The sequence below is a fragment of the Streptomyces sp. NPDC107765 genome (assembly GCF_055657085.1).
Genome location: NZ_JBVKBL010000013.1, coordinates 96,828 through 115,782, shown reverse-complemented (window position 1 = coordinate 115,782; position 18,955 = coordinate 96,828). Strand labels below are relative to the sequence as shown.

16 protein-coding genes and 2 pseudogenes are annotated in these 18,955 nt (G+C 68.3%); 7 read left to right on the top strand and 11 right to left on the bottom strand.

The genetic code is table 11. The features are described 5' to 3' along the window. Positions 1-94: 94 nt before the first annotated feature. Positions 95-364, bottom strand: a complete 270-nt coding sequence (locus ACZ7MX_RS28590) for a hypothetical protein (RefSeq protein WP_472136092.1) — start codon at positions 362-364, stop codon at positions 95-97. 547 nt (positions 365-911) lie between these two features. Between ACZ7MX_RS28590 and ACZ7MX_RS28585 the strand changes: the two genes are divergently transcribed. The 3 genes from ACZ7MX_RS28585 to ACZ7MX_RS28575 are packed head-to-tail and all read left to right on the top strand — an operon-like array spanning position 912 to position 4,933. Further along, a complete protein-coding gene (locus ACZ7MX_RS28585) occupies positions 912-3,059 on the top strand; it encodes a helix-turn-helix transcriptional regulator (protein WP_472136091.1) in 2,148 nt (715 codons plus the stop codon). Positions 3,060-3,062: 3 nt separating this feature from the next. Then, positions 3,063-4,058: a hypothetical protein gene (locus tag ACZ7MX_RS28580; RefSeq protein WP_472136090.1), complete on the top strand. Its 996-nt coding sequence runs from the start codon at positions 3,063-3,065 to the stop codon at positions 4,056-4,058. Continuing rightward, positions 4,055-4,933 carry a DUF6339 family protein gene (locus ACZ7MX_RS28575; protein WP_472136089.1) on the top strand — a complete coding sequence of 293 codons (879 nt, stop codon included), beginning with the start codon at positions 4,055-4,057 and terminating at the stop codon, positions 4,931-4,933. The genes ACZ7MX_RS28580 and ACZ7MX_RS28575 overlap by 4 nt, the downstream gene beginning before the upstream one ends. A gap of 17 nt (positions 4,934-4,950) precedes the next feature. Here ACZ7MX_RS28575 and ACZ7MX_RS28570 read toward each other — a convergent pair whose 3' ends face one another. The 8 genes and pseudogenes from ACZ7MX_RS28570 to ACZ7MX_RS28535 all read right to left on the bottom strand — a co-directional run bounded on the left by ACZ7MX_RS28570 (position 4,951) and on the right by ACZ7MX_RS28535 (position 12,426). Then, a complete protein-coding gene (locus ACZ7MX_RS28570) occupies positions 4,951-6,312 on the bottom strand; it encodes a DNA cytosine methyltransferase (RefSeq protein ID WP_472136088.1) in 1,362 nt (453 codons plus the stop codon). Positions 6,313-6,323: 11 nt separating this feature from the next. Beyond that, positions 6,324-7,319, bottom strand: coding sequence for a DNA cytosine methyltransferase (locus ACZ7MX_RS28565; protein ID WP_472136087.1), 996 nt, complete (start codon positions 7,317-7,319; stop codon positions 6,324-6,326). After that, a pseudogene (locus tag ACZ7MX_RS28560) lies at positions 7,316-7,718 on the bottom strand (very short patch repair endonuclease). Before ACZ7MX_RS28560 ends, ACZ7MX_RS28565 begins: the two are co-directional and overlap by 4 nt. A 244-nt stretch (positions 7,719-7,962) precedes the next feature. Continuing rightward, a pseudogene (locus ACZ7MX_RS28555) lies at positions 7,963-8,918 on the bottom strand (hypothetical protein); the annotation flags it as partial. Between the two features lie 532 nt (positions 8,919-9,450). Continuing rightward, a complete protein-coding gene (locus ACZ7MX_RS28550; protein ID WP_472136086.1) occupies positions 9,451-9,762 on the bottom strand; it encodes a hypothetical protein in 312 nt (103 codons plus the stop codon). Positions 9,763-10,052: 290 nt separating this feature from the next. After that, on the bottom strand, positions 10,053-11,435 hold the full coding sequence (locus tag ACZ7MX_RS28545; RefSeq protein ID WP_472136085.1) for a sensor histidine kinase: 1,383 nt from the start codon (positions 11,433-11,435) through the stop codon (positions 10,053-10,055). Next, on the bottom strand, positions 11,432-12,190 hold the full coding sequence (locus ACZ7MX_RS28540) for a response regulator (RefSeq protein WP_472136084.1): 759 nt from the start codon (positions 12,188-12,190) through the stop codon (positions 11,432-11,434). Before ACZ7MX_RS28540 ends, ACZ7MX_RS28545 begins: the two co-directional genes overlap by 4 nt. Then, positions 12,187-12,426 carry a hypothetical protein gene (locus ACZ7MX_RS28535; RefSeq protein ID WP_472136083.1) on the bottom strand — a complete coding sequence of 80 codons (240 nt, stop codon included), beginning with the start codon at positions 12,424-12,426 and terminating at the stop codon, positions 12,187-12,189. Before ACZ7MX_RS28535 ends, ACZ7MX_RS28540 begins: the two co-directional genes overlap by 4 nt. A 660-nt stretch (positions 12,427-13,086) precedes the next feature. On the opposite strand from ACZ7MX_RS28535, the gene ACZ7MX_RS28530 reads away from it, so the two are divergent. The 4 genes from ACZ7MX_RS28530 (at position 13,087) to ACZ7MX_RS28515 (ending at position 16,983) form a co-directional block, all read left to right on the top strand. After that, the gene (locus tag ACZ7MX_RS28530; RefSeq protein ID WP_472136082.1) at positions 13,087-13,971 is read left to right on the top strand and encodes a glycerophosphodiester phosphodiesterase; all 885 of its coding nucleotides are present in this window, start codon (positions 13,087-13,089) and stop codon (positions 13,969-13,971) included. 216 nt (positions 13,972-14,187) lie between these two features. Then, positions 14,188-14,607: a hypothetical protein gene (locus ACZ7MX_RS28525; RefSeq protein WP_472136081.1), complete on the top strand. Its 420-nt coding sequence runs from the start codon at positions 14,188-14,190 to the stop codon at positions 14,605-14,607. A gap of 37 nt (positions 14,608-14,644) precedes the next feature. Beyond that, positions 14,645-15,850 (top strand): acyltransferase family protein, encoded by a 1,206-nt coding sequence (locus tag ACZ7MX_RS28520; RefSeq protein ID WP_472136295.1) that lies wholly within the window; start codon positions 14,645-14,647, stop codon positions 15,848-15,850. Positions 15,851-16,140: 290 nt separating this feature from the next. After that, positions 16,141-16,983, top strand: a complete 843-nt coding sequence (locus ACZ7MX_RS28515) for an arylamine N-acetyltransferase family protein (protein ID WP_472136080.1) — start codon at positions 16,141-16,143, stop codon at positions 16,981-16,983. A 170-nt stretch (positions 16,984-17,153) separates the two neighbouring features. On the opposite strand, the gene ACZ7MX_RS28510 is transcribed toward ACZ7MX_RS28515, so the two are convergent. Both ACZ7MX_RS28510 and ACZ7MX_RS28505 read right to left on the bottom strand, forming a co-directional pair. Beyond that, positions 17,154-17,546, bottom strand: a complete 393-nt coding sequence (locus ACZ7MX_RS28510; RefSeq protein ID WP_472136294.1) for a RidA family protein — start codon at positions 17,544-17,546, stop codon at positions 17,154-17,156. 490 nt (positions 17,547-18,036) lie between these two features. Further along, positions 18,037-18,948: a spheroidene monooxygenase gene (locus ACZ7MX_RS28505; protein WP_472136079.1), complete on the bottom strand. Its 912-nt coding sequence runs from the start codon at positions 18,946-18,948 to the stop codon at positions 18,037-18,039. Positions 18,949-18,955 lie beyond the last annotated feature (7 nt).

Genomic DNA, 18,955 nt, shown 5'->3' with positions numbered 1-18,955 from the left:
ACGAACGGCGGGCCGGCCACCGGCTCGTCGGCCGGCCCGTGTTCGTCGTGGCGCTGGGCGTCGTTTTCCACAGTGCCTTCGTGAAGCGGAGGGTTCACGGTGAAGTCGCCGGTTGTTGCGAGACCGAGACTTCGGGCCCATGACGTGCTGAATCAGACCGGGGGGCGACCTCGTCCGGAGCGTCCGGCAGCCCCTGGGCCACCTTCGCCAGGACGGGGAACCTGTTGGCGAAAGCCTCCTCGGACAGGCCGTGTTCGTGAAGAATCTCCAGAACCTCGACCGTGCTTTCCGCTGTCTTAATTGCCAGCTCGAATGCGCTCGACTCCCGAAGTGAGTCCAATGATTCGCCGTCCTGCTCATTCATCCGATATACCCCCGTCGGATCGCATCCTGCAGCTGCACAGGGGTGTATTCGGGCATGCGTCCCCCGTGTGAAACGAAATAAATAAGTTGACGCCTTGGGCGAGACTCCCTTTCCCCGAATTAAGCTAGCGGATGGAGGTCTCGTGCAGCCAGTCCTTTTCGTAAGGACTTTCCTTTACGGCTCCGTGAAGGTGTCGGCTTGGCGTGGGGTCGGAATTTTGGCGCACTTCTTCCCTGGTCGCCCGACCTTCCCGATTTCGGGTTTCGCGAGCGAGATGGGATTCCCATCGTCAATGAACGTATCCGATATTCACTCGAACGCACAACCCGAACTCCCGCTCGACTGGAGGGAGTTGACCGCTCTGCTTGTCGAAGTGCCTCACGTGGGGCGGAGCTTGATCATTCGAGGCAAGTTGGGCATCGGGGTGAAGCAGTTTGGGTGATCGAGCTCAATCAACTGTTGGTTGACGCTGCTGCGGTTGTCAAATTAGCCTCGTGGTCCACACCATGCGATCGGCGTGGGACTCCTAGGAAAGAGCAGACGGCGCGTGGAGACAGGTGAGAAGTTCGGGCCTTGGTTGGCCCGACAGCTCAAGCTCGCAGGGAAGACGCAGGCTGAACTGGCCGACGAGCTCGAGCTGACTCGGGCCGCTGTGTCCGCATGGATCACCGGCAGGTCGACGCCTCGCCCGACCGTCATGGCGGACATCGCCAAGGCGCTCGGCACGGATGTGGGCACGGTGCACACCCGCACCACCGACACCCAGGCCGGCCTCCCGGTCACCTGGTACCACCGCCCCGGCTACCCCGACGGCGGCCGCGACCTGGGCAATGCCGCCGCCTTCGCCTTCGACGCCGACGTGCAGGTCCTCGCGCGAGAGACTTGTCAGAACAGCCTGGACGAGCGGCTGACGGAGAACGGCCGCCCGGTCAAGGTCCGCTACACCCTGCACGAGCTCACCGGCGAAACCCTGGACGCCTTCCGCGACGCGATTCTCTGGAACGATCTCTTTCCGCACTACTCAGCCGTCTCGGAGACCGCCGGTAACCAGAAGGTCGGTCGGGTCGTGGACGCTGGGGTGCGCGACATGTACGAGAAGGGTCGCTTGGTCCTGCTGCGCGTCGACGACTACAACGCCTCCGGGCTCATAGGCGACGACTACGCGGACGGCAAGTTCGCCGCCGTGGTCAGACGCCAACTGGAGAGCCTCAAGTCCGGCCCTGGCGCCGGTGGTTCGTACGGCTTGGGCAAGGCGACGCTGTGGGCCACCAGCGCCCTCGGGCTCGTGCTCATCAATTCCACTCTTTCCGTGCCTCACGAGGGACGTACCGAGCGACGGGTCATCGGCCGTCTCGAACTGCCGTGGCGTGAGGTCGACGGTAAGTCGTACGCAGGCCCCGCCTGGTTCGGACGCCCTGATCCTGACTCGCCCGGGGCCATGGTCGCCCGTTCCTGGTGGGCGGACGAGGAGACGGTGGAGAGTCTGCATCTGACCCGGGAGAACGACGAACCCGGTACGTCCTTCCTCATCGTCGGTGCGCACGATGTGGCCGGCCTCGCGGCGAACTCCTCCGATCCCGACGACGGGTTCATCAGTGACGAGGAGAGCGATGAGGACACGCGTGACATCAACACGATGCACGCCCGACTGGTCGAAGCACTGGGGCGTGACTTCTGGGCCGCGATGACCGGAGGGGGCAGCAAGTTCCCCCTCCTGGAGGTCTCTGTCCGTGCCCTGCGGAACGGCAAGGAGGTCGTGGCGGAACAGCAGGTGGACCCGTCTGTCGAACAGCCCTCCCGGACCCGTGCCCTGAGGGCGCACTACGAGGGCACCACGGTGGATCGCCTCACCGAGGCCGGGCAGGTGGCGGTGCGGAGAGTCCCGCTGAAGCTGCCGCTGTCCGGAGGCGCCCATGGGACGTTCGGTACGCACCAAGCGGTTCTGCTTGTCACCGAGGCCGAGGGGGACAGGGACGGAGCGAAGAACCGGATGCACTCGTTGCGTGGCAATCGCATGACCGTCAAGAGGGCCGTTGTCCCGAGGCTGCCGAACAGCACCAACCCTTTCCAGGCCGTTCTGTTGGTGGGGGAGGCGGCCGGAGAAGCGGCTCCCTTCGCGAAGGAGGCCGAGGAATTCCTGCGTGCGGCGGAACCTCCCGAGCACGACCGTTGGGGGCAGACGGAAGAGCTGACACTGCGTTGGTCACCGTCCGCGTATCGACGGATCAACGCGCTGACCGCCGAGGCCAACAATGCGGTGAGAGAACTTGTCGCACGGCCGAAGCGCAGCAGCGGAGAAGGCGGCGAGGCCCTGCGCAAGGCGTTGACAGTGCGAACGAGGCCCAAGGCCAAGAAGCCCGCCGGCCCGGTGGTTCCGGTCCTGGACGGGCTCGACGCGACGGTCGGCGATGGCGGGGAGTGGCAGATCACCGGCGAAGTGAGCATCCCGCGTGGCGACGAGATCGCCCCGATGGTGCCGGTGGCTCAGTTGGACGTGCGATCGGGGGGCCGCCCCAGGCTGGACTGGGCGGAACTCATGGGCGTCGAGGGCTGCGAAGCGAAGGACGGAATACTGCGCTTCACACCCGGCGCGCGGCGTGCGAAGTTCCGAGGAACCACCGACGTCACCAGCCACCCGGTCAGGACCACTCTCACCCGTCTCGTGGTCGAACTCCGCGCCGGCAAGGGGGAGTGACGCGTGAAGTTCTACCCGTACAAGCGCCTCAACCGGTCGGTCACGCTCAGAGTGACCTCGGTCTCCCTCAAGCTCTCCGACGGTACCCGCGACCAGTTGGAGACCACTGCGTACTCGACCCAACAGCAGGCTGTCGCGCTCGGCATCGCGGGCCACACAGACTGGGTGAGCGCCACGATCGGTCTTTCGGCGACGCTGCCGCCCGGAGCGAACACGCCGGACGCGCCCTGGTCGGATCTGTGTGTCCTCGCCGTGCTGACGGACGGCGAGACCAATGTCCGTACCTCTGCACATCTCACGCTCGACGCGGAGGACGGCCGGGACTGGTCCGGCTCGCTGGATCTGTTCCGTGACGATCACCTGGGGCGGGCCTCCCTCGCCGTGTACGCCGTCGGGACAGTGGACGGAGTGCGCGGACGGTCGATCGCCGAGACCGACGGGAGCTGGATCATCGACACGGTTTCCGACGAGCCGGTCCGTGGGCTCCAACTGGACGTCCAGAAAGCGTCGTTCAAGAGAAGCTCCCGGGAGTGGCTCCAGGCCTACGCCGACGCGCCCTGGATCGTGGACACCTCGGCCAGAGTCCCCACCGTGTTCGTGAACACCGATGTCGAAGGTGTCATCGACCTGCTGGACGGTAATGGCTCGGGTGTGGGCAGCAAGGTGCGTGACCTCCTGGTTGCCCAGATGGCCACCGACGTCTGGACCGCGGTGTTCCACGGTGCCATCGGCGAGCTGGAGGTGGAACCCGCTGGCGGGCCGGTCTTCCCCACCAACTGGCAGGGCGAGGTGCTGCGGGAGATGCTCCCGGACGTGATTCCCGGCGTTCATGTCGAGGAGGCCCTACGGCAGGTCCATCGCCGGCGCACCGGCGATTCGGGCTGGGCGGAGCTACAGACGCGTATCCATTACGCGGCGGTCCGCCGCGCCGATGCCACCAAGGCGCTTGCCTTTGTCATCCGCAGTCTGGAACAGATGAACCGCGAGAGTGAGACGTGATCACCCAACCGAACCACGTACCGGAGCGCCTGGGGCTGCTCGCCACCTCTGCCGTCGATCCGTTCCTCACCGAGGAGCTACTCAAAGGCGAACAGGTTCACGGCGGCATCGATCTCGCCAAGGTCGTCGAGTCGCTCCCCGAGGACGACGCCAGGTGGCGGGTCGAGCCGATCCGGAGCCTGGTGGAAGACGCCATGTTCGAGTTCCGGGAGGACCGCACCCGAGCCGACGCATGGCTCGCGCCACGGCTCCACGCCACGCTGCGCCTGACGCGGCGAGAAGCGGCGGACAAGCGTCTGTGGAACCACCTCACCGTGGCTGTGGCCCCGGACTATGTGGTCTGGCGGCACCTGCCGGAGCCGACGGCGAACAGGCCGGTAAGGCGCATCGCTGCCGAGCGCTTCCGCGGCCCCGCGGACCGTCAGTGTTTCTCCCGCCTGTGGTGGGCGGCCGAACTCTTCAGGAACGGGTCCGACTACGAGCCGGTCGAGGTCGCCTGCGGAAATCAGGACCTCATCCACACCGTTCTCCGGAGCGAGTTGATCGATCACCGTCCCACAGCTCAGGCCCTGGTCCGTCTACTGAAAAGCGGCCAGGTCTCCGGCGGGCGAGAGATCAACGGCCTCAGCGTCGCGATCAACGCGGCGGGAGCGACCTTGATCTACGACATCCTCGCGCCGGACGAGCCCCGCGACCCCGCCCATCTGCGGGACTGGATCGCGGAAGCGGAATCGGCGCCTCCGGTCGAGCGGTACGCACTCCCGAACGGGCCCGACGAGGACCCTGTCCCGGAGGAATCCGTGGCCGCGCTCACCAGCTACTTCGCGGATCTGTTCGAGACTGCGCCGGTCAGGGGCAGGAAGAGCGGGGATTGACCTGGGCCGTGCTCGGACTACTTCGCCGACGCATTCTTGCTCTTACCAGGGCGCACGGAGGAAGGGGGAGGCACCTGGTCCTTGGGGCGCGGGCACCTGTTGGTGCAGGCGTCGGCGGCCCCGCAGCCGTTGCTTCGCAGTTTGGCCCGCTGTTCCTCCGTGGCCGGCTGCCACGGCTTCCTCAACGCCTCCGGGTCCGGCTCGGGGAGCCCTAGAGCGGCGCTCAGCAGGTGTGCACCGAACAGGGGCGGTACGGCGTTGCCCACCTGCTGGGCCTGCGCCGTACCGGACCACGGATAGTCCGGCGGGAAGCTCTGCAGCATCCCGGCCTCGTTCATGCTGAACCGCGGGCCCTCGTAAACGATCTTCTCGTCGAGGTGCTCGAAGACCACGAAACGGGAGATGCGGCCGGTGACGGTGGCAGCGGGCTGCTGGTCGGTCCGCACTCCACGCCTCCCCGGGTTCCCGGAACTGCCGTAGTTCGAGCGGACCAGGAAGGGAGTGCGACGGCCCGGATGCGAGCCCACCGGTTTCGCGAGGGCATCCCGCATCGATCTCCAGGGCCGCAGGTCCGCGTCGCTCTTCGACGCGGTGGCGCCCTCGTAGAGAGTCGGCTGATGGACCTGGTCCGCAGCCTGGTCGGGTTCGCTCGTTCCGTTCTTCCGGTCCCATTCCTTCGCTTCATAGGAACGGTGGGTCGGGGCGGGAAGCGAGGGCTCGCCGAGCCCTTCACGCCGAGCGATCAGTACCGCGCGGGATCGTGACTGTGGCACCCCGTAGGTCTCGGTGTCGAGGATGTCGACGACGACCTTGTACTTGGTCCCGTCGGGGAGCCCCGTCTCCTCCAGCACCTTGGCGTAGTGCTCCCAGAGCGGGGCCACCGCGGGGACCTGCTCCAGGACGATGACGTCGTACGGGCGGTGCTCCCGACTCGGGCTCCTGGTTGCCTGAATCGCGTACCGGAGAGGTTCGAGGACCAACGCAGTGCGCGGATCGGTGAGGGTCTTCAGGTCCTCGTCGATCTCCTGGCCGGACTCGCCCGCCATCAGCCGCTCGATGTACTCCTTGACCCGGTCCAAGGCTTGGCGTCCGGCGCCGTGCCCTGCCACCGAGTACGTCTGGCACGGAGGGCCACCTGCGAGCACGTTGATCTCCGGCGGCAGGGACTCGAAGGAATCCCTGCGTACCGCGCTCACGTCGGCGTGAAGGGTGTCCAGCCCGGCCGCGTATCGCGTGAGGCAGGCACTTCTGTCCCACTCGATACCGAGACTCGGGATGTCGAGCGCGTGCCCAGCGACATCCAGCCCTCCGGGTCCTGCGAAGAGATCCAGGACAAAGGGCTTGTCGAGGATGAACTGGTGGTGCGCCGAGCTGGTCATGTGGCGGAAGTTTAGCCGGCCGCGGGGACTCCCGGATCCCCGTTCAACGCTTCGGCGACAGCCCGTCCCAGCGCCTCTCCGACAGGTGGCGGGGTCGCGTGCCCGATCTGGCGGTACCGGGCGGTCTTGAGGCCGGAGATCCCCCACGCTTCGGGGAAGCCTTGGAGGAGGGCGGTCTGGTCCACCGTGATCCGTACCAGTCCGTCGTCCCCGAGTGACGGATCCCACGTGAAGTCGGGGCCGGGCGGTTCGTTCCCGAACGACTTCGTGCAGACCCCCATCCGTCGCCACTTGGCCTTCGTGCCGCTCGGTCCGAAGTCGGGGCCTCCGTGCGTCTTGGATCCGCCCACCAAGGTCGGTGCCACACTCGTCGCTTGGGCCGCCCAACGGTCGGCGTCCGGCCAGCCGCAGGAACGCATCGACGGCGCCAGCGCCTCTCCGACCGACACGTGTTCGTGGACGCTGGGTCGGGGCGGTCGGAAGGCACTCGCCCACTGCTGCTTGACGGCCACGAGGATGCCTTGCATGCGGTCCTGGGGCACTCCGAAGTCGGAAGCGTTCAGTATGAACCAGGTCAGTGCGTAGCCGAGGTGCTCCAGCTCTTCGCGGAGGAAGTCCCGTATCGGCGCCAGGGAGTCCTCGTCGACCAGGTTTCGCACGTTTTCGATGATCAGCGCACGTGGCTGGACGGCGTGGACCAGATAGGCAGTCGCCTCGATGAGGCGTAACTCGGTGTCCGACGACTGGCGCGTCACCGTCGCACTCGACCTCACCCTGGGGAGACCGGCTGCCAGGAGATCGACGTCGTACACCTCGGGGTGGTCCACGGGGTCGAAGTCGAGGAGGTCCGCTTTGAGCACCTTCCAATGCGGCCGGTTGGCTTTGAGCGTGTCGCAGGCAGACGACTCGTTGTCCAGGAGGAGTCGAGGCGTGAAGCCCGCTCGTTCCAGCCCCAGAGCGAGTCCACCCGCGCCCGAGCACACATCGACAAAGGTCAGCCCACTCAACGATTCCTCCCCCGTCCCCGCTGGGTCTTTCGCGGCTCAATCGCCGCCGCGATACGGAGAGCCACGTCAGCCGGTGCTTCATGCTCCCAGAAGCGCAGTACCTCCCCGCCGGCCGCTACGAGGTGCTCCGTGGTCTCCATATCACCCGCCATGTTGCGGTCCAACTTCTGCCGCCACCACTCTGCGTTCGACTTCGGCCGTGTCGCGTGTTCGGGGTAGCCGTGCCAGAAGCATCCGTCGATCAGGACAGCTACTTTGACCGAGGTGAACGCCACGTCGATCCGGCGTCGCGCCATGCCCGGCACTGGGTACTCCACGCGGTGGCGCAGGCCGGCCGCGTGCAGGAGGCGTCGGACCAGTAGTTCGGCGGGCCGTGTCCTTGCTCGCCTGCCTGCTCATGCGTGCAGAGACGGAGGGCGACGACGGTTTCATTGTGCTCAAGACGGCTGTGCCTCACGATCGTGGCTCGGTCCCGACGACAGTCGAGCCGGGGCGGTCGAGCCGCCGGACTACGGCTGTCGTGTCGATTCCATCACGGGGCCGAGCGCTGCCGCACCGGATTCCACCTGCCGGGCCGTACCACCGATGCAGGCGGCCTCGGGAATCGCCGTATCAGCCTGTCGCCCGTTTTCAGGCCCCGGGTCGCCCCGTGACAGGCGTCGTAGTTCTGAGTGGACCCACACCACCCCCGGCCCCCTCTCCGGCGGCCAAGCCTCCGCCCTCCCCCTCGCCGCCAACGTCTTCGCGTACTGCGGCAGCAGCGTCACGTCGTCCGGCGGTGATCCCTCCGAGGCCGCGATGCCCGAAGAGGGCAGTTCCCGGAGCGACGACTCTATGGTCGACAGGTGTCCCTCATGGGATGGGTACTCCGCGGACAGGGCCGAGTGCGCCGAGATCAGTTCCGTCAGTTCCGTGGCCGGCCGGTGCAGGACTGCCACCGGGAAGGGGTGGGGGAGGGCCTCGCGGTAGGCGCCCAGTTCGGGGTGGAGGCGGGGGATTTCGGCGGCCAGTTCGGCGGGGTTGTCCGAGCCGCCGGGCCAGACGCGTTGGGTCGTGGAGTTCGTCCAGGGAGACAGGAGCCGAGTGGAGGGTGTCCGCCAGGGCGTCCCAGTCGTCATGGGGCAGGCCCAGCATGCGGCGGACGAGGTGGCGGCCATAGAGGAGGGGGTGGCGGTGGAAGGGGGTTCCGTGCCCTCCGGCAGCAACAGGTGGGCGGCCTCCGTGAGGGTTCGGCCGCTGATCCCAGTTCGTCGTGGGCTTCGAGGGATTCCGCCGCGATCAGCCAGGGGTCCAGGGCGCGGGGCGGCGAGGCGGATGCCCTCGAACCCTGGCCTCGGCCTCGTGACCGTACTCCCAGAGGTACGAGGCCTTCACAGGGGAGGGCTGTCCAGGTCGGCGGTGGTCGACAGCAGGGAGTCGTAGAGCGTGGTCGCGGCGGGGCGGTCGCCGGACAGTTCCAGGTGGGCCGCGGCGCGCAGGAGCAGGGCTTCGGCGTCCTCGGGGGGACAGGCCAGAGGTCCGCTCCAGGCGTGCCGCTCCTGCGGTGTGGTCGACGTTCTCGGCAGGCGAGGCAGGCGAGGCAGGCGTGTCGCGGCGCATGGAGGACACCGTATTGCCGCGCGGTGACAAAAATGAGGCGCGGAGGGGGCGCGAGGCAGGGCCTGACGGCCCTCGTCTCATCTTGCCCCTAATGCGTAGGTCTCGGGTTCGAATCCCGAAGGCGGCTCCGCGGAAAAGCCCAGGTCACGTTATGTGGTCTGGGCTTTTTGCGATGTCTTGTGGGCCGGCGACGGGCTCAGTCGTGGTCGCGCGGCGGAGCCGGTCGTGGTGAAGGCGGCCGTCGGCAGTGCGGCCGGGGGTGCCAGGGCGGGCGCCGTGCCGACGTAGGCGCTGTTGTAGATGGCGCAGTGGTTGTCGCATCACCGAGCTGCATGATCAACCAGCGGGCGTCCAGGCCCGGGACAGCCAGATAGCTTCGGGGTAGGGCTGCTGCGGGCAGACGTAGCGTCAGGTCGTCGGGAGACGGTTGCTGCTGCTGCGCGGCAGCGGTAGGGCTTGGTGGGTTGATGAGGTCGAGTGTGCGGGGCCGCCTGCGGGGCTATCGGCTTTTCTCGTGCTGAGGCTGGTGGGTCTAGCGGGCCTCGTGGGCCTGGAGGGCCTGGTGGCCGTCCTTGGTGACCGTGATGTGCTTGGGGACCTCGACCGTGAATCTGGCGTCGCACAGGGCGAGTCCACTGCAGCCGGCGTCGATGTCGAGGGTGTCGCCCTTGAGCGTCCACTTCAGGTGCACGGTGCCCGCGGCGGTGTCGAACCAGCGGGTGACCTTGATGTCCTTGCGGTCCGTCGCCACCAGTTTCGTCGCGACCTCGTGAGTCAGCAGTTTCAGGGACGTGCCGGCGTACGGGAAGCGCTTCGATTCCGGCTTCGCGGTTTTGGCGTCCACGGAACAGCCGGTGAGACCGAGTGCAGCGACAGCTGCGAAGGCAACGGCGGTCGCTGCGAGGGATGCGGGGGTGCGGGATGTGCCTGTGGGGTTGAGGGTGGGGGACGGTACGCCTGAGGGCATCGGAATCTCCGGTGGGTGCGTGTTCGGCTGGGGAGCGGTGGCTCCGGGGAGAGGATTCCGGGGGGCGGTGGCCGGCACATCTGCCGATCGGTAGATATCGCGGAGGCAGGTATCGCGGAGGCAGGTGTGGCGAGGGAGCGGTCGTCACTTTGTGAGGAGAGGACTCCTCAGCAGGTGGGCGGCGTGGGCAGGAGGCAGCGCACCTGCCAGCCCTTTCCGTTTTCGTGCGGGCCGGCTTCGAGGGTGCCGCCGAGGGCGCGGACGCGTTCGTCGAGACCGGCGAGGCCGGTGCCTCCGCCCTGGCGGGGGCTGCGGGCGGATGCGGCTCGACCTGCGGTGTTGGTGACCGAGATCTTGAGGGTGCGGTCGGCGGCCCGGCCGACGGAGACCTCGACCCGGTCTGTCCGCGGGGCGTGGCGGCGTACGTTGGTCAGTGCCTCCAGCACTACTCGGTACGCGGTGTCCTCGGCCTCTCGGGTGAGGCTGTCGGTGCCGGTGAGCTCGGTGAGCTCCAGTGTGACCTCGGCGGGTGTCATGGACGAGAAACGGTCGACGAGTTCCGACAGGTCGGTCAGGCCGTGGGGGCGGGTGGGTGGGGGTTCGTTCCCGTTGGGTGGGGGTTCGCTTCCGCTGCTCCGCTCTTTCCCTTCGCTCCGCTCGCGACTTTCCGTGGTGCGTAGCGCTGCCACCGTACGGTCCATGGATTCCAGGGCCCGCAGCCCGGCTTGCTCGATGCGTTCGAGTAGGGCGTGGTGTTGTTCCTGCTGGTCCTGCCGTTCCTGCTGGTCCTGCTGTGGGTGTTGGTGGGGTGGGTTGGAGGTGTTGGTGGTCGGGGGCGAGGTCGAGGGTGGGGGGTCGGTGAATCGGGCCGCCTGTACTTCTAGGACGATGCCGGTCACCTCATGGGCGACGAAATCGTGGAGGTCGCGGGCGACTTCGAGGCGTTGTTCGCGGCGGGCGAGGGCCACCGCGTGCGCCCGGCGGGTGTCCAGCGACCGCAGGTAGAGGCCGACGCCGGTCGCGCAGGCTGCCGGGAAGAAGGCCAGCGCGACGATGAAGATCGATTCCTTGAGCCCGGTGTGCGGCGCGTGCAGGGTGAAGCGCAGCGGCAGCAGCACCGCTGCGGCGCCGGTCAGGCCGCCGACCAGGCCCACGCGGGAGCCGGGCACCTGGCGTACCACCCGCCCCAGGAGAACGAGCAGTGCCACTGTCTCGAAGGGGAACCAGAGGAGGACGAGGCCCGGCGGCCCGAAGTACGCGATATCGGTGGCGAGCGAGAGCAGCGCCGTACCGACCGCCACGTGGGCGAGGTCGTACCGGCGTATCGGCCAGGAGAGCAGTGAGACGACGGTGGTCAGTGCGGCCAGGATGGCGAGTGGGGCGGCGCCGGGCGGGGCGAGGAGCGCGGGGGCGAGCAGCAGTACCGCGGCGGTCGTTGCCCATGCCCGGCGGAAGCGGCCATTCCGTTGGACCGGCCGGTTCTGGTGGGGTGTGGGGGGACCTTGCTCTGCGCCCCGGGGCTGCCGGGGCGGGGTGATGGACGGGGTCATCGCGACGGTCCCAGTGGGCCCAGTGGCCCTGGGGGTCCCGGCGGTCCCAGTGGACCCGGCGGTCCCGGTGGTCCCGGTGGTTCTGGCGTTCCAGGAGTGCGGCCGGTGGCGTAACCCAGTTCCCAGGCCCGGACCGCGATCCCCACCCGATTGCGTACCTGCAACTTCCGCTGAATGCTGGCGATATGGGTCTTGACCGTGCCCACGGAGATGAACAACTCGCCGGCGATATCGGAATTGGTCTTTCCCTCGGCGACCTTTCCGGCGATTTCCCGTTCCCGTTCGGTCAGCACGGAATCACGGTGACGGGTGCGACGGCCCGACGTGCTTCCCGTGACGTGCTGTAAAAGCCGTACGGTGATCGACGGGCTGATCAGGCTGTCTCCGGCCATCGCCGCCCGCACCGCCTCGATCAGCATGGCCGGCCCGGACCGTTTGAGCAGAAAGCCCGAGGCGCCGAAACGCAGTGCGGGATAGACGTATTCGTCGAGGTCGAAGGTGGTGACGACCACGACGCGTACCGGGTGCGCCGAGGCGGGATCGGCCAGCCGACGGGTCACTTCCAGGCCGTCGAGGTGTGGCATACGGATATCCACCAGCGCTACATCCGGCGCGAGAGCCCGGCCCAACTCGACGGCGGCCACTCCGTTCGCCGCTTCGCCGACCACTTCCATGTCGGGCTGGCTTTCCACGATGCGGCGTATCCCCCGGCGGACCATCTCCTGGTCGTCGGCGATCAGCAAGCGAATGGTCACGGGCAGGAATTCTGCCGGATGGGGGAGAGCAGGTGGTTCGGAATCGGCGTGCTGCGGTGCTCGGTGTTGCAGTGGTGTGGGGCCCAGCCGGAGGTGAACTCCTCGGCGGCCGGCGGGAGTAGCTCCACGAAGTCGCCGTCGTCCGGGGTGCCGAAGTGGAAGCCTCGTGCCATCAGGGCCTGTTGGTGGTATCGGGCAGTGTCCGGCATGCGGTGGCCGACCAGTGTGCGGTGCATCTCGGCCGCCTCGCAACGGGTTCGGGAGCCGAGGTCCGCCATCAGCCGGGGCGGCTTCGGGGGACGCGGTCGGCGCTGCGACACCAGGCCGACACGAGGGTGGGCCCGTCACCACGACGGAAGGAACTCAGACGTGGCTCCCTCGGCCCTCCCGGCGTCTCGGGCGTAGGGCGCCGCCTCATGGATACGGCTGGCGGGTCACCGGAATGGACGCGTGCCCGCAGGCCGTTCACCGACCTCCCCGCTCACCTCGCTCCCTCCTCCCAGCCCTGCCCTGACCTGCGGAAAGCTGCGGAAAGGCGCTGAGGCGAGCCAGGGGCGCAGCGGCCCGCGCGCGGCTGTCGCCGGACCGTTCGTGTGGCCGACTCGCCGGCCCGCAGGCACGTTGAACAGAAAGGCCCACCGGTCAGGGCCCACCGGAGGGCTCACCGGTCAGGGCCCACCGGTCGGGTCCCGCGTGGACGGAGCCCCAGTGACGCCCTACGGGAGCCCCCATGACGCCCTACGGGAGCCCCAGCGGCGCCCTGCGGAGCCCCGTGCGGAACGGTCCAATACAGGGCCCACGTGACCATACGGGCCTACGTGACCATACGGGGCACGCGTGACCACGCGGGGCCTACGTGAGGGCCCGACGTGCCGGACCGACCTGGAGGCTGCCGCATGCTTCGGAGATCGTTGCGGATCCCGGCCGCTGGCGTCGCGTATCTGGTGACGGCGGCGGTGTCGTCGTCGGCCATGGCGTCGGGGCCGGAGGAGTACGCGGACGTCGCCGTGATCAGCGGGGCGCGGGCCGGGCCCGGGACCTCCGCCGCCATGGTCATCGCGCACCGCGGCGCCTCCCGTTACGCGCCGGAGAACACGCTGGCCGCCGTGGACGCGGCACATCGCCGCGGCCTCATATGGGTCGAGAACGACGTACAGCGCACCAAGGACGGCCGGCTGGTGGTGATCCACGACACCACGCTCAAGCGGACCACCGATGCCGCGAAGGTGTTTCCCGGGCGGGCGCCCTGGCGGGTGGGGGATTTCACGGCCGCCGAGATCGCTCGGCTGGATGCCGGGAGCTGGTTCGGCAAGCGGTTCGCGGGGGAGCGGGTGCCGACGCTCGCCGACTATCTGCGGCGTCTGGACCGTAACGGGCAGCGGCTTCTGCTGGAGATCAAGTCCCCTAAGGACTATCCCGGAATCGAGGCCCAGGTCGTCCGGGAACTGCGGTCCCACGGTTGGCTGGATCGCGACCATGTGCGGAGCCGACTGGTGGTGCAGAGCTTCAGAGTGGCCACCGTGAAGACCGTGCATGCACTGGTGCCACAGGTGCGTACGGGAATCCTGGGGGCGCCCGATGTGCGCAAACTGGCGGCCTATGCCCGTTTCGCAGATCAGATCAACCCCCGTATGTCCGCGCTGAGTTCGCGATGGCTGGCGGCGGTCCACCGGCTGCGCGGGCCGCACGGGCGCCCCTTGCAGGTCTACGCCTGGGACGTGGCGAAGAACACCAACGCGCGGTCTGTGCGTGCCCGGGGAATCGAAGGTGTTATTGAATAGCGGGCGGCGTCCCCGACGGTCCGCCGGTCGGTCCCGCCCCCTGACGGTGCGTGAAGGTGCTGTGGAGGGTGGATGGGTGCCGAGTGGCCGCGACAGGCGGGGATTTACGTGATTCCCGCCGCGGAGCTAAGGTGCCTGAGATGTTCGACGCCGCCACCCTTCCCGTTAAAGAACTAAGACGCAGGATTTGGCTTTTGGGTTCCGATTTGCGGCCCGGTGCGGGCCAGCGTCCGGCTCCTCCCGTGGGCTCGTTCCGGGAGGCTTCTTGAACAACGATTTTCCGGTATACGGCCAACGGCGGGTCCCGCTCCCACCGCAGCGGCAGACGCCGAACGGCACGAACGACGCTTCCGGTTCCGGTGCCCCGTATTCCTCTTCGTCCTCCTCCTCGTACGCCTCGCCGCACTCCTCCTCGTCGCCCTCCCCCTCTTCCTCGTACGCGTCTCCCTACGCGTCCCCGGCAGCAGCAACGGCCGCGACGACGACCACGAACACGACGAGAACCACGAATGCGACGCGATCCACGAACATGACGAGGACCACGAACACGACGACGGCCTCGTCCTCGACGACGGCCGCGACGACGATGGCACCGGCCGGCACGGAACCGTCCGTGTCCGAACGCTCGCTGGGTGAACGGGCCCTGGGGGAACGGGCCCTGAGCGAGGGGGCGATGGCCGACGGGTCCGTGGCGGAACGCGCTGCGGCACCGGCGGGCGGACGGGCCTCCGGCTCGGCCTCGCACGCCAGGCCCCGGGGCCGCGCCAGAGGGCGGGGACGGGGCAGCCTCGCGAACGACGGCGCCGTCGACGCCAAGGCCGGCACCAGCGCCCCCGCCGCGGGCGGCGCCAAGGCGAAGCCGCGCGACGCGTTCTTCGACAACGCGAAGTACCTGGCCATCGTGCTGGTCGCGATGGGGCACTCGTGGGAGCCGCTCCGCGACGGCAGCCGGTCGGCGGCGGCGCTGTATATCACCGTCTACGCGTTCCATATGCCGGCCTTCATCATCATCTCCGGCTATTTCTCGCGCAGTTTTGATATGCGCAAGGACCGTTTGCAGCGGCTGATTACCGGCGTCGCCGTGCCGTACATCCTCTTCGAAGTCGCCTATACCTTCTTCAAGAGGTGGGCGGATGACGACCCGCATTACCCGATAAGCCTTACGGACCCCTGGTATCTGACCTGGTTCCTGCTGGCCCTCTTCGTCTGGCGGCTGACCACCCCGCTGTGGAAGATCGTGCGCTGGCCCGTACCGCTGGCGCTCGCCATCGCCGTCCTCGCGTCCATCTCCCCGAACATCGGCGATGACCTGGACCTCCAGCGGGTGCTGCAGTTCCTTCCGTTCTTCGTGATCGGGCTGTCGCTGCGGCCCGAACACTTCAAGCTGGTCCGTCGCAAGAAGGCCCGGATCCTGGCCGTCCCCGTCTTCACGGGCGCCCTGGTCTTCGCGTACTGGGCGGCGCCCCGGATGAACGCCGCCTGGTTCTACCACCGGGATGCGGCACAGGAACTGGCCGCTCCGTGGTGGAGCGGTGCGGTGATGACGCTGGCGATGTTCGGATGCTCGCTGGTACTGGTGGCGTGCTTCTTCGCGTGGGTACCGGGCCGCACGATGTGGTGCACGGCGCTGGGCGCGGGCACCCTGTACGGCTATCTGCTCCACGGTTTCCTGGCAAAGGGATCGCGCTTCTGGAACTGGTACGACGTGCACTGGGTCCACACCCCGTGGGGCGCCGTGCTGCTCACCCTCGTTGCCGGCACCGTCGTCACGCTGCTCTGCACACCACCGGTCCAACGGATGTTCCGCTGGGCCATGGAGCCGAAGATGACCTGGGCCTTCAAAAAGGACCCGGTGGGAATGGCCCGCGAACGCACCTGAACGCCACGGCCACCCCACCAGTAGGGCGGCCCCCGGCGTTCCGTGGGAGCGACAGTCAGCGGCGAGAACAGCACCAGCACCAGCACCAGCATCAGCACCAGGGGCGCCTGCGCCGCCGGGAAACCGGCGCGCGGGCGCCCCTGACGCGTACGGAGCGAGGCTGGTCAGGGACGGACCTAGGTCCTAGGCCGCCTCGGGACAAGCCTTAGGACGAATAGCCGATCCCGCCGCGGCGGCAGATCTCCTACGCTCGGGACGGGAAACACCCAGGTCAAGGGGGAGGGTGCAGCGTGACGACCTATGCCGCTTGGGGCGGGGATCAACTGGATCTGGAGGCGTATCTCGCCCGGATCGGCTACGAGGGCGACCGCCGGCCCACCCTGGAAACCCTGCGCGCACTGCACGCCGCCCACCTGTCCTCGATCGGCTTCGAAAACCTCGAGATCGTGGTGGGCCGGCCTGTTCTGCTCGACCTGGAGTCGTTGCAGGCCAAGATGGTCGAGCAGGCCCGCGGCGGCTACTGCTACGAACAGAACCTGCTCTACGCCGCCGCGCTGGACCGCCTCGGCTTCCGGATCTCCGGCCTCTGCGCCCGGACCCGTATGGGCGAGCGGCGCATCCGCCCGGCCACTCACGCGCTGCTCAAGGTCGAGCTGGACGGTGAGTACTGGATCACCGACGTCGGCTTCGGCGCCGAGGGGCTGCTCGAACCCCTTCCGCTACGGGACGGCATCGAGTCCCACCAGGGGGAGTGGACGTTCGGCCTGATCCACGAGAAGGAGACGGAGACAGACCCCGGGGCCTGGGTGCTCCGAACGCGCCACGCAAAAGACTGGTTCGACCTCTACGCCTTCGGGACCGAACGACGCTTCCCCGTCGACTACGCGGTCTTCAACCACTACATATCCACCCACCCCCGCTCGCCGTTCACCGGCCAGACGGTGGTGCAGCGCCCGAGCCGCGACCTGCGCAGGACGCTGATCGGCCGGGAGTACGCCGTGACCCGCCCGGACGGCACCCGCGAAGCACGCGAGGTGAGCCCGCAGGAACTCCCGGACCTCCTGACCACCGAATTCGGCATCACCTTGTCGGCAGCGGACGCACAAGCACTGGTGACGTTCCACGAACGCTAAGGGGAGGCGCCTCAGGATGGATGCCCGGATGCCCGGATGGCTGGGCGGCTGGGCGGCCACGCGGCAAGACGGGCAAACGAGCAGACGGCCAAGCGGAGAGCCAACGTCGACCCTCCGACCCTTCGCCCCCTCCCGCCACCAACTACTCAGCGCCGCCCACCCCTTGCCAACTACCGGATCACGGCGATCCCCTCGATCTCGACGAGGGCCGCCTCGTCCCAGAGGCGGGTGGCGCCGATCACGGCCATCGCCGGGTAGTCACTGCCGACCAGACGCTTCCACACCCGGCCGATCTCCCGAGCGTGCCGGCGGTAGTCCGTGATATCGACGGCGAAAACGGTGAGTTTGGCGAGGTCCGATGGGGCGGCTCCGGATGCGGCCGCGACGTCCAGGAGGTTCGTCAGCGCACGCTCGAACTGCTCGACGATCCCGTTCCCCACGATCCGGCCCGAACCATCCAGCGCGGTCTGACCGGCGAGGAAGACCAGCGTTCCCGGCGCGGCCCGGACGGCGTGACTGAACCCGGTAGGCGGGGCAAGGTGCGGCGGATTGATCCGCTCCATCTCCCCGCCACCCACGGCTCTCCGCTGCGCGTCACCGGCGCCACTCGCCGTCTGCTCCGGCTCACCGCTCATCTCAGTCTCCGCACTCATCCCCACGAACTCCCTTCCACCGCCCACTCGTACCGCACCCACCGCCCACGCGCATGCCGCGCACGCACCCACCGCCCACGCGCATGTCGCCCACGCGCATGCCGCGCATGCCACTCGTACCCACACGCCTCCTCTGCTGGCACGCGTCCTGGTACTCGCACGCGTCCCCGTACTCCCACACGCACTCCTGGGATTGAAGCCCGTCCTGCTCCTCCGGGGGAAGCCGCCCATCGCAGAAGGTAGATCGAAGTAAGCCACCGGGACAGTGCGTAGAGCACCCAAAGCGGCGCCCAAAGCCCCCAGAGCGGTGCTCAGAGCCCCTCCAGCGCCTGACGCCCAAACTCGGGACGGCCCACCATCACCCCTCTGCCCAGAGCTGCGGCCCTCAGCACATGCTTGATCAGTGCGTTTCCCTGTGGCCGGTTGCAGCAGTGACCGCTGTCGAACCGGCAGCCGCCAGCGGGTCCCAGCCGTCCAAAGTGCCCTGGGCGGCATAAGGAAGGCAGCGTACGAATCCGGCCTCGTGGTGGAACGGTGCTGCCTGATGCGCCTGGATCGCTGCTTTGTGATCGGGCCGGGCGGAGCCGTACGCATAGCGGCGCATGGCGTCCACGCTCTGCCATATGGAGAACGTACTGACGAAGCGGGGCGGTCTGGCCAGGGCGAGGGACGCGAGCAGGGCGGGATCGGCGGCCGCTCGCCCGGCGGCCCGGGAGTTGGCGCGGAGGAACGGCAGAGCGCGACGCAGACGGAGCTGTCCGAGGGTGAGGACGGCGACCGGGGTGGCGGTAGCGCCGGCAGCCACCCCGACCTGCCGCTCGCCGGTCCCCAGCCATTGGCCGTCCTGCCCATGGCCGTCCTGCCCATGGTTGTCCTGCCTACGGCCGCCCCGCCCACGGCTGCCGCGCCCGTGGCTGTCCTGCTCCCGATGTTCCTGCTCGCCGTATTGCTGCTCGCCGTATTCCTGGTCGCCATCCGCCGCTGTGCCGGGTGCAACCTCCACCGGCATCTCGCTCCACGATCCGGACATCCGGATGGGCCGTAGTCGCACGTGCCAGCCGCCTGCCAGCCGTTCCGCCAGCGGGTTCTTGTCCACGCGGAGGAAGCCGTCGAGTGCGGCGTCGTCCTCCCAGGAGGCGAGCAGCGCGACCCGGCCCGGATGCAGCTTCGGCAGTAGGCCGGCCGCGATGGCCCCGGTCAGCGTCGTGCGGGCGGAGCGCAGCCCCGGAACGTCGTCCGGCTCCAGACGCTCGCGGAGGAGGGCGGGTACGGCACGCGTCCCTACGTCGGCGACATGCAAGGAAATGATCACAGCGACC